17 protein-coding genes are annotated in these 17,181 nt (G+C 68.7%); 12 read left to right on the forward strand and 5 right to left on the reverse strand.

Translation table 11 applies throughout. The annotated features are described in order from the left end of the window. Positions 1–46: 46 nt before the first annotated feature. The 8 genes from dnaN to EII34_RS09350 all read left to right on the forward strand — a co-directional run bounded on the left by dnaN (position 47) and on the right by EII34_RS09350 (position 7,125). Positions 47–1,207, forward strand: a complete 1,161-nt coding sequence (gene dnaN, locus EII34_RS09315; RefSeq protein WP_124844881.1) for a DNA polymerase III subunit beta — start codon at positions 47–49, stop codon at positions 1,205–1,207. 48 nt (positions 1,208–1,255) lie between these two features. Then, complete coding sequence (locus EII34_RS09320; protein WP_124844882.1) at positions 1,256–1,462, forward strand: hypothetical protein; 207 nt, start codon at positions 1,256–1,258, stop codon at positions 1,460–1,462. Between the two features lie 140 nt (positions 1,463–1,602). Then, a complete protein-coding gene (gene recF, locus EII34_RS09325) occupies positions 1,603–2,874 on the forward strand; it encodes a DNA replication/repair protein RecF (protein WP_124844911.1) in 1,272 nt (423 codons plus the stop codon). A 55-nt stretch (positions 2,875–2,929) separates the two neighbouring features. Beyond that, on the forward strand, positions 2,930–3,451 hold the full coding sequence (locus tag EII34_RS09330) for a DciA family protein (RefSeq protein WP_124844883.1): 522 nt from the start codon (positions 2,930–2,932) through the stop codon (positions 3,449–3,451). A 143-nt stretch (positions 3,452–3,594) separates the two neighbouring features. After that, the gene (locus tag EII34_RS09335; RefSeq protein WP_124844884.1) at positions 3,595–4,575 is read left to right on the forward strand and encodes a metal ABC transporter substrate-binding protein; all 981 of its coding nucleotides are present in this window, start codon (positions 3,595–3,597) and stop codon (positions 4,573–4,575) included. Further along, positions 4,572–5,306 (forward strand): metal ABC transporter ATP-binding protein, encoded by a 735-nt coding sequence (locus EII34_RS09340; RefSeq protein WP_124844885.1) that lies wholly within the window; start codon positions 4,572–4,574, stop codon positions 5,304–5,306. Before EII34_RS09335 ends, EII34_RS09340 begins: the two co-directional genes overlap by 4 nt. Then, positions 5,303–6,229 carry a metal ABC transporter permease gene (locus tag EII34_RS09345; protein ID WP_124844886.1) on the forward strand — a complete coding sequence of 309 codons (927 nt, stop codon included), beginning with the start codon at positions 5,303–5,305 and terminating at the stop codon, positions 6,227–6,229. Before EII34_RS09340 ends, EII34_RS09345 begins: the two co-directional genes overlap by 4 nt. Next, complete coding sequence (locus EII34_RS09350; RefSeq protein WP_124844887.1) at positions 6,226–7,125, forward strand: metal ABC transporter permease; 900 nt, start codon at positions 6,226–6,228, stop codon at positions 7,123–7,125. The genes EII34_RS09345 and EII34_RS09350 overlap by 4 nt, the downstream gene beginning before the upstream one ends. On the opposite strand, the gene EII34_RS09355 is transcribed toward EII34_RS09350, so the two are convergent. Then, positions 7,046–7,714 (reverse strand): metal-dependent transcriptional regulator, encoded by a 669-nt coding sequence (locus EII34_RS09355; RefSeq protein ID WP_221620260.1) that lies wholly within the window; start codon positions 7,712–7,714, stop codon positions 7,046–7,048. The genes EII34_RS09350 and EII34_RS09355 overlap by 80 nt on opposite strands. 147 nt (positions 7,715–7,861) lie before the next feature. Between EII34_RS09355 and EII34_RS09360 the strand changes: the two genes are divergently transcribed. Beyond that, positions 7,862–9,166, forward strand: a complete 1,305-nt coding sequence (locus EII34_RS09360; RefSeq protein WP_124844889.1) for an AAA family ATPase — start codon at positions 7,862–7,864, stop codon at positions 9,164–9,166. 112 nt (positions 9,167–9,278) lie between these two features. Beyond that, positions 9,279–10,151, forward strand: coding sequence for a hypothetical protein (locus tag EII34_RS09365; protein WP_124844890.1), 873 nt, complete (start codon positions 9,279–9,281; stop codon positions 10,149–10,151). Here the strand turns inward: EII34_RS09365 and EII34_RS09370 are convergent. Both EII34_RS09370 and EII34_RS09375 read right to left on the reverse strand, forming a co-directional pair. Further along, positions 10,115–10,939, reverse strand: a complete 825-nt coding sequence (locus EII34_RS09370; RefSeq protein WP_124844891.1) for a hypothetical protein — start codon at positions 10,937–10,939, stop codon at positions 10,115–10,117. The two genes, EII34_RS09365 and EII34_RS09370, sit on opposite strands and share 37 nt — an antisense overlap. Before the next feature lie 25 nt (positions 10,940–10,964). Further along, positions 10,965–11,912, reverse strand: a complete 948-nt coding sequence (locus tag EII34_RS09375) for a helix-turn-helix transcriptional regulator (RefSeq protein ID WP_124844892.1) — start codon at positions 11,910–11,912, stop codon at positions 10,965–10,967. 127 nt (positions 11,913–12,039) lie between these two features. Here EII34_RS09375 and EII34_RS09380 point away from each other — a divergent pair, with 127 nt between their 5' ends. Further along, on the forward strand, positions 12,040–12,603 hold the full coding sequence (locus EII34_RS09380) for a mycothiol transferase (RefSeq protein WP_124844893.1): 564 nt from the start codon (positions 12,040–12,042) through the stop codon (positions 12,601–12,603). On the opposite strand, the gene EII34_RS09385 is transcribed toward EII34_RS09380, so the two are convergent. Together EII34_RS09385 and EII34_RS09390 are read right to left on the reverse strand one after the other, a co-directional pair. Continuing rightward, complete coding sequence (locus tag EII34_RS09385; RefSeq protein WP_124844894.1) at positions 12,557–13,456, reverse strand: hypothetical protein; 900 nt, start codon at positions 13,454–13,456, stop codon at positions 12,557–12,559. The two genes, EII34_RS09380 and EII34_RS09385, sit on opposite strands and share 47 nt — an antisense overlap. A 178-nt stretch (positions 13,457–13,634) precedes the next feature. After that, entirely contained in the window at positions 13,635–14,471 is an 837-nt protein-coding gene (locus tag EII34_RS09390; RefSeq protein ID WP_124844895.1) for a glycyl-radical enzyme activating protein, read from the reverse strand. 172 nt (positions 14,472–14,643) lie between these two features. On the opposite strand from EII34_RS09390, the gene ptsP reads away from it, so the two are divergent. Then, the gene (gene ptsP / locus EII34_RS09395) at positions 14,644–17,172 is read left to right on the forward strand and encodes a phosphoenolpyruvate--protein phosphotransferase (RefSeq protein ID WP_124844896.1); all 2,529 of its coding nucleotides are present in this window, start codon (positions 14,644–14,646) and stop codon (positions 17,170–17,172) included. The last annotated feature ends 9 nt before the right edge of the window (positions 17,173–17,181 follow it).

Consider the following 17,181-nt stretch of genomic DNA (forward strand, 5'->3'; position numbering starts at 1 on the left):
ACGCCGTGGTGGCTGGTAGGAACTTGAGGGAACATAAGGGGACGACGTGAAGATCCGAGTGGAGCGTGACGCTCTTGCCGACGCTGTTGCCTGGGTGGCCCGAAGCCTCCCGAACCGGCCCACAGCACCGATTCTCGCGGGTCTGCTCATCACCGCGCAGGGCGACGAGGTGACGTTGTCGAGTTTCGACTCCACCACCTCCGCCCAGGTGACGATGCCCGCCCAGGTCACCGACGAGGGCACGGTGCTGGTCTCGGGTCGACTCCTCAACGAGATCGCCCGGCAGCTGCCGAACAAGCCGGTGGACATGGTCGCCGACCACACCCAGGTCGAGCTGACCTGCGGGTCGGCCCGGTTCAACCTGCAGACCCTCCCCGTCGAGGAGTACCCGAACCTGCCGGAGATGCCGACGCAGACCGGTGAGGTGGATGCGAACGTCTTCGAGAAGGCGGTCAGCCAGGTGGTCGTCGCGGCGGGTCGGGACGAGCTGCTCAACGTCTTCACCGGTGTGCGCGTGGAGATCAACGGCGACCAGCTGTCGTTGCTGGCCACCGACCGCTACCGGATGGCGCTCAAGGAGTTGACCTGGGCCCCGTCGTCGCCGGACATCGAGGGTGCGGTGCTGGTGCCGGGGCGGGTCCTGGCGGACACCGCGAAGTCGTTGACCTCCGGCAAGACCGTCACCGTGTCGCTGTCCACCACCGAGTCGGAGGGCGAGGGGCTCGTCGGGTTCATCGGCGAGGGTGCCAAGGGTCGTCGTGAGGCCACCACGCGTCTGCTCAACCAGGCGTTCCCCAAGGTGAGGCACCTGATGGACGTGGTGGGGACCGTCACGGTGAGGGTGCCGACGGCGGAACTGCTGGCGGCGGTGAAGCGCGTGTCACTGGTGGCGGAGCGCAACACGCCGCTGCGGATGATCATCGAGTCGGACCACATCGCCCTCGAGGCGGCGACGGGGGACCAGGCGCACGCCTCGGAGGCCATCGAGGCGCAGGTGGACGTCGTCGGCAGCGAGCAGTCGATCACGGCGGCCGGGTTCAACCCGCAGTACCTGTTGGATGCGCTCGGCGCCGTCGATGCACCCTATGCCCACTTCGCCTTCACGGCGCCCGGAAAACCGTGTCTGATCACCGGTCTGGCGACCATCGACGGCGACCAGCTGCTGGACTACCGTCACGTCATCATGCTGATGAGGCTGCCCAGCTGACCCTGTGCCGGGTTAGGGTGGGGCATCGTCTGATGAAAGGTGATCACGATGGGTTCCGCTGGAGTTGCGTTGATGATCCTGGGCTTCGGCTCGCTGATCCTGCCCCATTTCAACATCCAGTTCACGGTGTTGCAGTGGGCGGATCCCTACCAGCCATGGATCGGTGTCGTCGTGGGAGTCATCGGTGTGCTGCTCCTGGTGGGCAACATCATGGCCAACAAGAACAAGGAGACCCCGCCGCCGTACCAGCAGTGAGGTGAACCCTTGGGAGCGGACCGCCGTGGGCAGGCGGTCCGTTGTCGTCTCCGGCGACGACTCCGGGAGGCCTGGATCGTCCGCGCCTTCCTCCGGTGTCGCCTGTCCCGTGGCGGGGGGAGCGTCTAGGATCGCTGGTGATGTTCGTCACCCACCTGTCGCTCACCGACTTCCGCAACCACGCTGCCACCGAGCTGGACCTGGTCGCCGGTGTCAACGTGTTCGTCGGTGCGAACGGGCAGGGCAAGACCAACCTGGTCGAGGCCGTCGAGTACCTGTCAACGATGTCCTCACACCGCGTCTCCGGTACCGCCCCGTTGATCCGTGCGGGGGCGGGGGCGGAGTCCGCGATCCTGCGTGCCCGGGTGCAGGCCTCCCGTGAGGACGAGCGTCTCATCCAGCTGGAACTGGAGGTCACCCACGGCCGCAGCAACGTCGCCCGCCTGAACCGTGCCCCCCTGCCCCGTCCCCGCGACCTCGTGGGGGCCCTGCGCACCGTCGTGTTCTCCCCCATGGACCTCGCGATCGTGCGCGGCGACCCGTCCGACCGGCGTGCCTGGCTGGACACCCTGGTCACCACCCGGTGGCCGCGCATGGCCGGGGTCAGGGCCGACCTGGACAAGATCCTGAGGCAACGCAACTCCCTGCTCAAGGCCATGTCCGGCCGTTCCCTCAGGCAGGCGCAGCCCGAGGAGGAGGCCACGCTCCAGGCGTGGAACGAGGCCTTGGCCCGGATCGGCGCGGAGCTGCTCCACGCGCGCCTCGACACCTTGGCCGACGTGCTTCCCCACGCCGTCGACGCCTACCGGACCATCGCGCCGGTGAACAACACGATCACCACGCACTACAAGACCTCCCTGGATCTGCAGGGCATCCCCGTCGACGACGTGCGCGGAGCCCTGGAGGCCCGTCTGCTGGCCGCGATGGAGGAGCGACGACGCGACGAGATCGCGCGCGGTGTCACCCTGGTCGGTCCGCAACGCGACGACATCGAGCTCGGCATCGGGGATCTCCCGGCCAAGGGCTACGCCTCCCATGGCGAGTCCTGGTCGCTGGCGTTGGCGTTGAAGCTCGGTGGTTTCATGCTGGTGCGGGCCGATGGCACCGAACCGGTGCTGATCCTCGACGACGTGTTCGCCGAGCTGGATGTCGACCGGCGGGAGCGCCTGGCCGGGGCCGTCGCCGATGCGGAACAGGTGCTCATCACCGCCGCGGTCGGGGCCGATGTCCCGGACTTCCCCTCGGCCCGACGTTTTCGGGTCGAGGCGGGCACCGTCCGGCTGCAGCAGGATCGGCAGCACCGGGTGATGGCAGCCATCGACAGGATCCACGCGAACATGACCGGCGAGGAACGTGAGGCCCTGCGCACCGTCGATCAGGAGATCCACGACGAGGACGGGCTGCCCCGATGACTGCGCTGGCCATTGATCTTTTCACCCACACCGATGTGCGACGGGGAGGGCTGAGATGAGTGAGCCGCACGACCCGACGGGGCTGGACCTGGCCGCCGAGATCGCGCACCGGGTGGCACGCACCTCGCCACTGCTGCCGGAGGTCCCGGCCGCACCGCCGCCGAAGGTGCCCAGGCGCCGTCGCTTCACCGGGGAACAGCGTTCCGGGGCACGGCCGGACGACCGCGACCCGCAGCTGATCGGCTCGGTGCTGGAGGGGGTGGCCAAGCGACGGGGCTGGCAGAAGCAGCTGTCGTTGTCGATGGTGCTGCGTGACTGGGCGGGGCTCGTCGGGGAGGCCAATGCGGAGCACTCGCAGCCGGTGGAGTTCCGCGACGGCGTGCTCACCGTCCAGTGCGACTCCACGGCTTGGGCCTCGGCGATGAAGTTCAACGCGGGGCCGCTGGTGGCGCGCCTCAACAGGGAGCTCGGGGATCGGTCGGTGCTGCGGATCGAGTTCCTGGGGCCCAGGGCCCCCAGCTGGAAGAAGGGTCGTCGCTCGGTGCCTGGTCGAGGTCCTCGCGACACCTACGGCTGAGCCTCTGTCACCCGGTGATGTGGCCGTGGGACGTGACGTGGCACTCGATGCCCTGATCCCGGTGCCGGGGTGGATGTGGTCGTCGACCGATGATGATTCCCAACACCTTGCATGTTCGGATACCCAAACCTAAGATGTCGCGCATGCAAACTTCGATGTTCGGTGCCATCAGTCGTCGGGCTTTGGTAGCCCTTGCCGCCTCAACGATCGCCCTGGCCGGGTGCTCCCCCGCCAACGGTCCCACGACGCAGGAGAGCAGGGCATCCGGCGAGACCAAGGCCCTCACCGTCTACGCCACCACGGGCTACCTCGGCGACGCCGTGGCCAACATCGCGCCCGATGCGAAGGTCACCGTGATGGTCGGCCCCGGCGGCGACCCACACACCTACCAGCCCACCACCAAGGACACCGAGGCCATGACCCAGGCCGACGTCGTGGTGTGGACCGGTCTCCACATGGAGGCCCAGATGATCGACCAGCTCAGGGGCTTCGGTGACAAGCAGATCGAGGTGGGCACCAAGCTCGACGAGAGCAAACTGCTCGAATGGCCCGAGCTCGACGAGCAGGGCAACACCCTCCACGACCCCCACATCTGGAACGATCCGGACATCTGGAGCGACGTCGTCATGATCGTCGCCGAGAAGCTCGGTGAGGTCGACAAGGACAACGCGGAGACCTACAGGAAGAACGCCGAGGCCTACCAGGGCAAGATCGCCGAGACGGTCAAGACCGCGAAGGCCGAGCTCGACAAGGTCCCTGCCGGATCCCGTGTCCTCATCACCGGACACGACGCGTTCAACTACTTCGGGCGCGCCTTCGACTTCGAGATCCACGCCACCGACTTCGTCTCCTCCGAGGCACAGCTGAGCGCCGCCGAGATGAGCGACCTCGCCAAGCTGATCTCCGAGAAGAAGGTGCCGGTGATCTTCCAGGACAACCTGGCCAACCCGCAGGCCATCGAGAGCCTCAAGGAGGCCGTTCGCGCCAACGGCGGCGAGGTGGAGGTCTCCGACGAGGCCCTCTTCGCCGACGCGCTGGGTGACACCCCCGAGACCAACACCTACCTCGGGGTCCTCCAGACCAATGCCAGGACGATCTCCAAGGCACTGGGCGGTTCCCGGTGATCTGCTCCGTCCGCGGGCTGAGCGTCGCCTACCGCGACGCCCAGCCCGTGCTGCTCGGGGTCGACCTCGACCTGGCACCGGGCACCCTGCTCGGGGTCGTCGGCCCCAACGGTGCAGGCAAGTCGACCCTCATCAAGGCCATGCTCGGCATCGTCACCCCACTGGCCGGGACCGTCGAGTTCATGGGACAGCCCCTGGACAAGGTGCGCAACCGGGTCGCCTACATGCCGCAGACCGCCTCCGTTGACTGGGACTTCCCGACGACGGTGCGAGGCGTGGTGCAGATGGGGGTCACCCATGACCGGGGCTGGTGGCGGCGTCCCAGCCCGGAGGCACGAGCCGCCGCGGATGACGCGATGCAGCAGTGCGGTGTCGCCGACCTCGCCGACCGGCAGATCGGTGAACTCTCGGGCGGGCAGCAGCAGCGCACCTTCCTGGCCAGGGCGCTCGCCAGCCGTGCCGAGCTGTACTTCATGGACGAGCCCTTCCAGGGGGTCGACGCCCCCAGCCAGCGCACCATCATGCGGGTGCTCCGCGAGATCCGTGACTCCGGGGCCTCCGTCATCGTCGTCCACCACGATCTCGGCACCGTGCCCGAGTTCTGCGACGAGGTGATGCTCCTCAACCGCAGCGTGGTCTCGATCGGTCCACTCGACGAGGCCTTCACCGAGGAGACCATCTCCGAGACCTACCGCGCCCACGACCCGATGGAACTGGCAGGGGTGCTGTGAGCCCGGTCGAGTTCTTCGCCAACCACACCTTCCGCATGGTGTTTTTCGGCACGAGCCTCATCGGGCTCGTCGCGGGAACACTCGGCTGTTTCGCCTACCTGCGCAAGCAGGCGATGGTCAGTGATGTCGTCTCCCACGCCGCCCTGCCGGGGCTGCTGGGCGCCTTCTGGGTCTCCGTCGCCCTGTTCGGCGACGGCAGGAACATGGCCGCCCTCATGATCGGCTCCATCGTCGCGGGCATCGCCGCGGTGTGGCTGGCGGATCGGATCACGCACTGGTCCAAGGTCGGTCTGGATGCGGCCATGGCCATCGTGCTCAGCACCTTCTTCGGGATCGGGCTGATCATCATGCACCTGGGTTCCCGCAGCGGGCAGAAGGGGCAGGGTGGGGTCCAGGACTACCTGTTCGGGAACGCCTCCACCCTCACCCACGCCGACATCACCACGACGGTGGTGGTCGGGGCCCTGGGCGGGATCATCCTCATCGTTCTCGGCAGACCGCTCGGCATCCGCTGCTTCGATCCCCACTTCAGTGCGGTGCGGGGGATGCCGGTCAGGCTGCTGGATCTCACCATCTTCGCCCTCATCGTCGTGGCGACGGTGGTGGGTCTCAAGGCCGTCGGGCTGGTGCTCATGGTGGCCTTCGTGCTCATGCCTCCCGCAGCGGCCCGGCAGTGGGTGGGCTCCATCCGGGGCCTGTTCCTGCTCTCCGGGCTGATCGGGGCCGGTGCCAGTGGGATCGGGGCCTACCTGTCGATCAGCATCGGACGGATCCCGACCGGCCCACTGGTGGTGCTGATGCTGTTCGCCGCTGTCGTGGTCTCCCTGGTCGCGGCACCACACCGTTCCGTCCTGATGCGGGCCGTGCACCGTGCCCGGTTGCGTCGCAGGCTGCGGCTGAGTCTGCAGGAGGGGATCTCATGAGCCTCGCCGTCTCGGTGATGTTCCTCGCCGTCGCGACGGGACTCGCCTGCAGCGTGCCCGGCAGCTTCCTGGTGCTCAGTCGCCGCTCCATGCTCGTCGACGCGATCAGCCATGCGGTCCTGCCCGGGGTGGTGGTCGGGTTCTGGTTCACTCGCGACCTCACCTCGCCGTTGCTGATCCTCGCCGCGGCCGGGGCGGGGCTGATCGTCGTGGCCGGCAGTGAGTTCCTCGGCCGCACCGGGCTCATCAGTGGCGATGCCCCACAGGGGCTGATCTTCCCGGCCCTGTTCAGCGCGGGTGTGCTGCTGATCACGCTGCGTTTCGCTCATGTCCAGCTCGATGCCCATTCCGTCCTGGTCGGTGAGCTGAACTACGTCGCGATCAAGCAGCTCGAACTGGGTGGACTCGAGTTCGGCCCGCGGTACGGCTACGTGATGCTGGGGGTGCTCGCGCTCAACGTGCTCATGGTGGTGGGGTGTTTCCGGGCCCTGGAGGTCACCACCTTCGACCACGACTTCGCGAAGGTGAGAGGCCTGCCGGTACGTTCCCTCATGCTGGGGATCACCTTCCTCACGACGGTGACCGTCACCTCGGCCTTCTACGCCGTGGGGGCGGTGCTGGTGATCTCACTCATGGTGGTGCCCTCCGCGGCGGCTGCCCTGTTCGCACGATCACTGACCCAGATGCTCTGGTTCTCCGCGGGGTTCGCCCTGATCGGGGCACTCGGTGGGTTCTGGGGGGCCTATGTCATCGATGCCCCGACCAGCGCCGGCATGGCCGTGTTCTACGGGACGCTGTTCGCGGTGTGCCTGGTCGTCAGTCGTCTGCTGCGTCGCGGACCCACACGGCCTCGGCCGCACGTCGCCCCAGTGGGACGGACTGCCCGGCCTGGGTGACGATGGTCACCGTGTCGGAGAACCGTGCCCCGGTGAAGACCTCGATCCTCCTGCCGAGCACGATCCCGATCTCGGCGAAGAAACGCACCAGCTCGGGGTCGCTGTCGTCGATGCGGGCGACGACGTACCTTCCCTCGGCCACACCGATCAGGGCATGGGCGCTGCTGTCGGCGAGCACCCCGTCGGGGTCGGGGATCGGGTCGCCGTGCGGATCGTGGGTGGGGTGTCCGAGCAGCGCGTCGATGCGTTCGATGAGGTAGTCGGAGGCGACGTGCTCGAGGTGCTCCGCTTCGTCGTGCAGCTTCTCCAGGGGGAATTCGAGGGTCTCGGAGAGGAAGGTCTCGATGAGGCGGTGGCGCCGGATCATCTGGAGCGCGTGGGCCCGGCCGGTCCCGGTGAGGACGATGGCCCCGGACTCGGAGCGTTCGAGCAGTCCGTCGTTGACCAGTCGGCTGAGGGTGCCGGAGACGGTGGACAGCTTCAGGCCGAGCCGTCGTGCGACATGGCTGGGCGTCACCGGGTCGTCGGACCATTCGTTGGCCGCCCACACGACCTTGAGGAAGTCCTGGGTGCTGCGGGACAACTCCATCACTGACACGCGATCAGTGTAGATCGTTCCTTGTGGGTCATCCGGGACCGTTCAGACTCCGGCGCATGGCATGGACCGGAAGATGTTGAGATCCCTTGATTCCTCGAAAAACGTGAAAAACGCAACGCTCAGTGCTGGATTGATGCCATGTTGTTGCTGCGGTTCACAGTTCGCAACCACCAGAGCATCCGCGACGAGGTCACGCTCGACCTGACGCTACCCTCGCTGCGGACCCTTCGGCCCCGGGACGACGACTGGGGATCGGTGATCTACCCCGTCGCAGGGATCTTCGGCGGCAACGCCACGGGGAAGACCGCTCTGCTGGACGCCCTGTGGTACACCTTCACCGCGATCCGTCACTCCTCGACGACGTGGCAGGCCGGCAGGACGATGCACCGGGCTCCGTTTCTGCTGGACGGGACGGCGCGCACCTCGACGAGCAGCTACGAGCTCGACTTCATCCACCGGGGACGCCGCCACCGGTACGGCTTCGAGGTGGATCACGACGGCATCCGACGTGAATGGCTGAGCGATGTCCCGAACTCCCGGTGGCGCACGCTGCTGACCCGCGACCGCGACGAACGGGTCCTGAAGTTCCACCCGAGCCTGGGGAGGCCCTTCCCGGTGACTGATCGGGAACTGCTGCTGAGCCGGGCGCTGCTGCTCACCGACTCGCCGTTCCATGCCGTCGCGAAGGACCTCGTGGAGCACTGGGATCAGGTCTCGGTCAAGGACTCCCATCGTGCGGCCCGGTTGCGGATGCTGGCTGACATGCTGGTCGCCAAGATGGTCTCCTTCGCCGACATCGAGGCCCTGCTCCAGGTGGCGGACACCGGTGTGGTCAGGGCTGGTGTCCAGGAGACCGAGATGCCGGAGCACATTCGGCGGCTCTTCCAGAAGGTTCGCACAGTGCTGAACGAGGAGGATGAGGTCGAGGCCCTGGATGACGACCAGCTGGATCAGGTCTCCCGCCACCTGGTGTTCCAGCATCGAGGCAGCGCTCAGGAGTCCCCCACCTTCTCCATCGACGACGAGAGCAACGGCACGATCGCCTGGCTTTCCCTCGCGGTTCCTGTCCTGCAACGTCTGCGGGAGGGTGGGTTGCTCGTCGTGGATGAGATCGACGCGAGCCTGCACCCGCACCTGGTGGACCTGCTGCTCAGTGCCTTCGCGGACCCGGAGGTCAACACCAAGCAGGCCCAGATCATCTTCACCAGCCATGAGTCCTACGTGTTGTCCCCGTTGAGTGAGGTGGAGCTGGAGCCGGAGCAGGTCTGGTTCACTGACAAGAGCCACGACGGCGTCACCGAGCTCACCTGCCTGGCCGAGTTCCCCAGGCATCCCGATGCCAACGTGGCGAAACGCTATCTGGTCGGTCGATACGGTGGGACTCCCCGACTGGCCCCGAGCATGCTGGCCGCCCTCGTCGCCTCTCGTGAGGGGGTGGCGTGAGCAGACGGTCGGGCGGTCGCCCGACCTCAAGGCTGGCAGGGTGGGGCCGGATCCCTCCACCGCGATGCCTGTCCTGGTGGATCTCATGCGGGGCGGCGATGGGTGATGCGTGATGCGGTGGAGTGAGATTCGGGAGGCCATCCGGCGGCGACCGGGCATGTACATCGGGGGGAGGCCCGACGGGGAGGGTGCGGCGCGGCTCCTCCTCTCGTACCTCGTCGAGCCCGCCCTCAGGCTGGGGGCCCGGCGGGTCGAACTGACGGTCGCGCCCGGCCCCTGGTTCACCCTCCGATACGACGGGCCCCGACCCCGACACGAGGACCTCACGGGCCTGGACTTCGGGAAAGGATGGGGTGATCTCGGTGTGCTGATGGCCCTGACGCAGGTCGTCCGCCCCGACACGACCGGCGGGGAGGCGTCCAGCCCTGACGGGCCGTCGGGGCACGAGATGATGGGAGAACTCGACCCCGAGATCTTCACCGTCGACGAGGTCGACGCGGAAACCCTGGCCGACCGGTTCCGGGAACTCGCCTGGCTGCACCCGGGCGCGACCCTCACCCTCCGGTCCCCCGCCATCGAGGAGACCTGGCATCAACCCGGCGGCCTGCTCGACTGCGTCGAGGCGCTCGCCGAGGGGATGGGGCCAGCACTGACGGCCCCCGTCGTCATCGACCACCGCGACGAGGAACGGGGGGTCGCGGTGCAGGTCGTGGTCCGACGCGGCCGCCGCTGGCCCGCCCGCATCCTCAGCTATGTGGGCGGGGAGCGGACCCGGGGCGGCGGTAGCCACGAGGACGCGCTCCGGAAGGCCCTCCTCGACGAGCGCGACCTCCTCCCCGACGGCCTGGCCGCCGTCATCACCGTCGAGGTCGACGAGCCGAGCTACGCCGGGGCCACGAAGGACCGGCTGGACGACGAGGTCGTCGCCCGGGTCGTCCTGGAGGCCTGTCAGCGATACCGGACCTCGCTCCGGTCGAGTTCCTGAAGCAGTTCGTCCCACGCGCCGGGCTTCGCGGCGACGAAGCTGCTGTTCTGGATGCCCTGGATGAGGGATGTGTGAAGACCCCGCCCGGTGGCGAGCTGCCACCTGCCGTCGTATCTCATCAGCTCCTGGCTGAGAATGTAGTCGCCGTGGTCCGAGGTGAGCAGGATGTAGGCGTCGACGGCGTCCTCCGGATTGTGGGGCGGGTCGGTGAGGGTCTTTCCCTGCAGCTTCCCGTAGCCCTCGACGAGCTTGATCTCCTTGACCTTGAGGCTGCCGTTGAGGCGTTCCGGATGGAAGAGCTTCTTGATCGCCTCCGCATCGTCCGACACGGGTCGCTCCAGCACGGTCGGGTCGTCGACGGTGAGGGTCGTCACGCGGGCCATCGTGATGTGGCGGGCCGCTTGGTGGAACTGCTCCGCCCAGATGCCGCGACCCACCTCGGTGTCCATGGGGACTGGGACGAAGTTGTTGAAGGCCCAGGTGCCGTGCTTGATCATCGACTCGTTCAGGTCGTAGCGCTTCGCCATCGAGGTGGTGGCGTAGGCACTGACCGCGGTGGCGACGTCGCCCTTGCCGATGGCGGCCACGTAGAACGTGATGGCCTCCTCGGGGGTGGCGAAGCTGCGCTGCACATCCGTCGGCCTGCCGAGGAACTGGGCGACGTTGACGCCGAGGCTCGCGACGAGGGCCAGGGCGAGCAGCCCGACGGTGAGGACGAGGCCCCGACGGCGGGGCGGTGTGGCTGGGAACGGTGGGGGCGGGGGAACCGGGGGCAACGGTGCAGTCATGTTGACACACTACGTGGCGAGCGGATCAGCGTGTGGCCCGGCCGAGTCGTCGGCTCAGCTTCTCGACGGCCTCGCGGACGGCGTCGTCGCCGAGCAGCGTGAAGTCGTGCCTCATGCGCGCCAGCCAGCACGCCGCATCCTCCGGGTCGTCGGCCCCGCTGACGAACTCGGTGCCCCCGTCGGGCAGGGGTCGCAGGCGGCCCACCGCCTGCGGGATCTCTTCCGCCACCACTTCGTGGGGGGCGTGGATGTGGAGGACCACCCGGTGGCGCCAGGCAGAGGGCGGGACGGGCTCGTCGAGGCCGGCCACCACCTGCTCCAGACCGGGGCGGGGAGTGAACCGCCAGGTGCGGGCCGTCGCCTGACGCATCCGATCGATGCGGAACGTGCGCCAGTCGTCCCGGTCCAGGTCGAAGGCGACGAGCAGCCATGACCTGGCCCGGGCGACCAGCCGGTGCGGCTCCACCGACCGGGTCGTCCCGGTGCCGTGCCGGTCCCGGTAGTCGAAGTGCAGTCGCACCCGGCGACGGATCGCATCGGCGCAGGTGAGCAGCAGCCCTGTGTCAGGGCGCTCCCCCGAGACGATCACCGTCGACGACTCCCGCAGCGCCGCCAACCGGTGCCGCAGTGCCGACGGGATGATCGCATCGATCGTGCTCAGCGCCCGCAGTGCGGCCTCGGCCTCGGGTCCGGTCGTGGCATGGGCGGCGCGGGTCAGTGCGAGGGTGACGGCGACGGCCTGCTCCTCGTCCAGCAGCAGCGGCGGCACCACCTGGCCGCGGCCCAGCGCGTACCCGCCGCCCGGACCCGGATCGGCCTCGACGACGTAGCCGAGGTCGCGCAGGCGCTCCACGTCGCGACGAAGGGTCCGGGGTGTCACCCCCAGCCGCTCCGCCAGCTCCGCCCCGGTCCACACCGACCGGCTCTCCAGCAGACCGAGCAGGCTGAGCACGCGGGAGGTCGGATCCGTCATGACCCAAGCATGACGCAGGTCGCCACCTCTCGAACCGGTCCTCTCGATCAACGCATTCTGTTGAGGACAGGATCTGTCCGCATCGGTGCCTACGGTGGGTTCATCCCGAAGAGAAGGAGACAGGATCATGGGATTCCTCACCCCCACCGCCACCGGAGAACTGGATCACCTCAAGGTGTTCGTGCTGCAGCAGCTGGCCCAGCTGCGCACCACCGTCGTCGGACTCACCGACGACCAGGCCAGGAGCACCCCCAGCGCCTCGACGCTCAACCTCACCGCCCTGCTGCTGCACACCGGGCCGGTCGCCGTGTACTGGTCCGCGAGCGCAGCTGCAGGTCCCAACCCACCCCAGCTGCCTGACGGCGTGGAGGACAGCCACACCGACGCCCTCGTCGACGACCCGCGCAGCCTCGACGAGGTGCTGGCCTTCTTCGACCGCTGCGTCGCGTGGACGGCGGAGAACATCGACGCCGTCGCCGACCTCTCAGCCCCGGTCCCGACACCTCCCGCCCCGTGGATCCCGAAGGATCTCACCCACTGGGAGGCGCGCTGGTGCCTGCTCCACCTCGTCGGGGAGCTCGCCCGCCACGCCGGTCACGCCGACATCATCCGCGAGACCATCGACGGCCTGGGGGCCTTCGAGCTCAACGACCTGGCCGAGGGTGTGCGGGGTGACGCCGAGCGGCGATGACCCACCAGGTCAGCCCGACGACGGCCATGGCCAGGCCCACCCACACCAGCAGCATCAACGATGCCGCCAGCGACGAGGTGAGTTGCCGCGTCGCGACGGTGGCCATCGTCTGGACGAGGGTGGCCTGGCCACGACCCGGCAGGCCCACCTGGTCCAGGAGGTACCGCAGCAGTGCGCCACCCCCGGCCGCGAACAGCCCGACCAGCAGCAGCACCACTCCCCGGCCCCGGGGCCGGGCGAAGGCGACGGCCAGCAGCAGCACCACCGCGGCCAGGAGCAGGAAGGCCTGCCACAGCTGCGCCAGCTGCAGCGTCGGCGAGGCGATCTCGGTCACCCGGTCCTCCAACCTGGTCCCGGTCATCACCATCTGGTCCGGTACCTCGATGTGTTCCGCGGCCAGGGCGACGGCGGGGTCACCGTGGGTCTTCAGCTGATCGAGCACGAGGTGTGCGATCGGTGTCAGGTTGAGCGTGAGATCAGGGGAGGGATCCCCGCTGCGCCACGCGTCGAGGTCCGCGACGAGCCGTTCGCGTGACTGGCCGAGAATGGTCCGCCAGGCGGTGTCGAAGCCCTGGTCGGCCAGCACCTCCTCGACCGTGACCTCCACGGCCTCGGTCAGCTGCTGCGTGAGCTGCTCGTAGGGCAGGTCCACCTGCTTCAGGGACTCCTCCAGGCGCTGGGTCACCTCCTGCGCCACCGCGGTGTGGACGGCAGGGTCCTCGGCGACGGCGAGCGCGACCTGCTCGGTCGGTCTCGGGTCGCGGGCCGAGTGGTCGATCCACTGCAGCACCACACCGAGCAGACCGGCGAGCAACGCCACGATGCCCAGGAACCCGGCGAAGACATTGCGCACTTGTGCGACCTCCGTGTGAGTTGGTGCTTCGAGGGTACCGGCTCCCTGCTGGGACGCGCCCGCGCTGATGCCCTGTCGTCCTTCGCCAGGCCCCGGGGCCGGGGAGTCGTGCGGGGATGGGCGGGCACCGTCACCCTGGCTGCGCCGGGACCGACTCCCATCGGGCCGAGGTCAGTGATCAGCTGGCCCGGTCGCAGGGGTGGTCGTGGCGGGCCGTCGTGGCCGACTCCGGGGGCTCGAAACTGGCGGCCACGCCGTGGGCGATCAGCTCCTGCCGGAAGGGCTCGACGTCCTCCTCGTGGAGGTTGCGCACCCCGTCGAAGTCGTAGTCCCAGCCCAGCAGCTCGTACTTGCGCTCCCCGTACTGGTGGAACGGGAGCAGCTGCACCTCGGTGACGCCGTGTCTGAGCAGGTGGGCCGCGAAGGTGGGGGCGTCCTCGACGGCGTCGTTGACCCCGGGGATGACGGGGATGCGTGCCCACACCGGCACCCCTGCCTGGATGGCCAGTGCCAGGTTCGACAGCGGCAGGTCGTTGGCCACCCCTGTCCAGCGCTTGTGCCTGTCCTTGTCGAAGTGCTTGACGTCCATGATGACCAGGTTGCAGTGCTGCAGCGCCTTGGTGAAGATGGCATTCGCGACGTAGCCGGTCGTCTCGATGGCGGTGTGGACGCCCTCGGCCTGCAGCCGCTTCAGCAACGTCGTCGCGAACCGGTGCTGCACCAGCGGTTCACCCCCGGACAGGGTCACCCCGCCACCGGACTCCTCGTAGAACGGCAGGTCCTGGAGGCAGATCCGCACCACCTCATCGGCCCGGTACTCGCGGCTGTCCTCGAGGAAGACGTTGGGGTCGTTCGCGTCACGGATCATCAGGGGACGCAGTTTGCGACTGTTCGGGTTGGAGCACCAGGAGCAGGCCAGCGGGCAGCCCTTGAGGAACACGACGGTGCGGATGCCCGGTCCGTCGTGGATCGAGAACTTCTGGATGTTGAAGACGCGTCCCTCGGTGTCCGACATGGGTGGAACTTTCGTATCCGGGTCAAGCTGCTTTCACTTGAAACTCTTTGTTCGAAACACTAACATCTTCCGTCAGAAGCCGACAAGACCTTCGGTCGAGGACGACCAGGCTTGGCCGACTTCGCGCTGGAGCAGCGCCTGCCCCGTCCACAACCAGCAAGAAGGGTCGACAATGCCGTCCTCTCAACTACGAGCCCCGGTCTCCGGGGTCATGACACCCCTGGAGGAAGTTCCCGACGAGGTCTTCGCCTCGAAGATGGTGGGGGACGGGGTCTCCATCGACCCCACCGACGAGGTGGTGCTCGCCCCCTGCGGGGGCACCGTCACCCTGGTCCACCCCGCCCACCACGCACTGACGGTGACCTCCACCGAGGGTGCGGAGATCATCATCCACGTCGGCCTCGACACGATCGAGCTCAAGGGAGACGGCTTCACCCCCCTGGTCAAGGAGGGGGACCGGGTCGAAACGGGCCAACCCCTGCTCCGCTTCGACCAGGAACGGATCATCGCGGGAGCCAGCAGCCTGCTCACCCAGATGGTGATCGCCAACATGGACATCGCCCACAACCTGACGCCTGCCGTCGGGCTGGTGCGGGCCGGCCAGGACGTCGCCCTGAGCTTCGACCTCACCCGTCCCAGCAGCGATGACTCCCAGGTGCGGCCCGACGACGTGGTGGAGGGCGAACCGGTCGTGGTGCCCTGCGCCACCGGACTCCACGCCCGACCGGCCGCAGTGCTCGCCGACAAGGCACGATCCTTCAGCAGCCAGGTCCGGCTGCACCGTGGCGACCGCGAGGTCAACGCCAAGAGTGTCACCGCCGTGATGACCCTCGACGTCGGCCACGGCGACCGGGTACGGCTGAGCGCCTGGGGCCCCGATGCCGAGGCCGCCGTCGCCACCCTGACCGCCGCGATCCGTGACGGCCTGGGCGAGACCGTCGTCGCCACCGGGACCGGGACGGCACCCGAGGCGGTACCCACCCCGGAACCCGACCCGGAGCCCGACCTGCTGCGCGGCGTCGGGGCCTCCCCCGGCCTCGCTGTCGGGATCGCCGTGCCCCTGACCGCCCCCGACATCCCCGTCACGGATGTCCCCTCCGGCCCGCCCGAGCAGGAATGGGACGCCTTCCAGGCCGCACTGGAGCGGGCCCGTCGCCAACTGGCCGAGCTGGAGACCGCCACCGCCGCGAAGGTCGGCATCTACCAGGCCGACATCTTCGGGGCGCAGCGCCAGATCCTCGACGACCCCGAACTCACCGAACCCGTCGAGGCCGCCGTCAGGTCCGGGGCAGCCGCCGGTCCGGTCTGGAAGGACACCTACCAGCAGCACGCCGACGCCCTGTCCGCCATGGCCAATCCCCTGCTGGCGGCCCGGGGCTCCGACATCCGCGACGTCGGGCTGCGGGTCCTGGCGGAACTCACCGGCACCATCCCGGCCCGGGCCGAACTGCCCGCCGGGGCGGTCCTCGTCTCGCGCGACCTGACGGCCTCCGACACCGCCGTGCTCGACGCGGAACGCGTGGCCGCCATCGTGCTCACCGAGGGTGGGGCCACCTCCCACAGCTCGATCCTCGCGCAGTCGCTCGGCATCCCCGCCGTCGTCGGCTGCGACCCCCGGGTGCTCGACCTGGCGGAGGGATCGGAACTGGTGGTCGACGGTGACGACGGCACCGTGCGCATCGACGTGCCCGCCGAGGAACTGGCCGAGGTCCGCAGTCGCCTTGAGCGCGACGCGGAGCGGCGTCGGCGCAACCTCGCCGCCGCCCACCAACCCGCGGTCACCCGTGACGGCCACCGTGTCGAGGTGGTGTGCAACATCGGCAGTCTCGACGACGTGCGTCGCGGCATGGCCGAGGGGGCCGAGGGGGTCGGTCTGCTCCGCTCCGAGTTCGTGTTCATGAATCGTGTCACCGCGCCGACGGAGCAGGAGCAGGCGGAGCTGTACCGGAGCGTCGCCGACCTGGTCGGGGAGGGCAACCGGCTCATCATCCGCACCCTCGACGTCGGTGGCGACAAACCCCTGCCGTACCTGCCGATGGCGGCCGAGGACAACCCGTTCCTCGGGCAGCGCGGCATCCGGGTGGGCCTGGAGCACCAGGAGAAGGTGCTGCGTCCGCAGCTGCGCGCCATCCTGCAGGCCGCGAGGACCTCCCGCGCGGCCATCCACGTGATGTTCCCGATGATCTCCACGCTGGCGGAGTTCCGTGGCGCCAAGGCCATCCTCGAGGAGGAACGTGTCCGGCTCGACGCCCCGGTGGTGCCCGTCGGCATCATGGTGGAGGTCCCGGCGGTGGCGATGATGGCCGAGCAGTTCGCCCGCGAGGTGGACTTCTTCAGCATCGGCACCAACGACCTCACCCAGTACACGATGGCGATGGATCGGGGGCACCCGAAGCTCGCCCCCCGCGTCGACGCCCTCAACCCGGGCGTGCTGGCGCTGATCCGCAGCACCGTCCAGGGGGCCCATGCCCACGGCACCTGGGTCGGGGTGTGCGGTGCCCTCGCCTCCGATCCGCGTGCCGCGGCGATCCTGCTCGGGCTCGGCGTCGACGAGCTCAGCGCGGTGATCTCCGCCGTCGCCGACGTCAAGGCGGCCGTCCGGGACCTCGACCTCTCCCGGGCCACCGAGCTGGCCGAGCGCGCCGTCCGCAGCGAGGACGCCTCGGCCGTGCGTGACCTGCTTCCCCCCATCAACGCCTGATCCAGAAAG

The sequence above is a fragment of the Arachnia propionica genome, assembly GCF_003859805.1.
Lineage (GTDB): Bacteria > Actinomycetota > Actinomycetes > Propionibacteriales > Propionibacteriaceae > Arachnia > Arachnia propionica_C.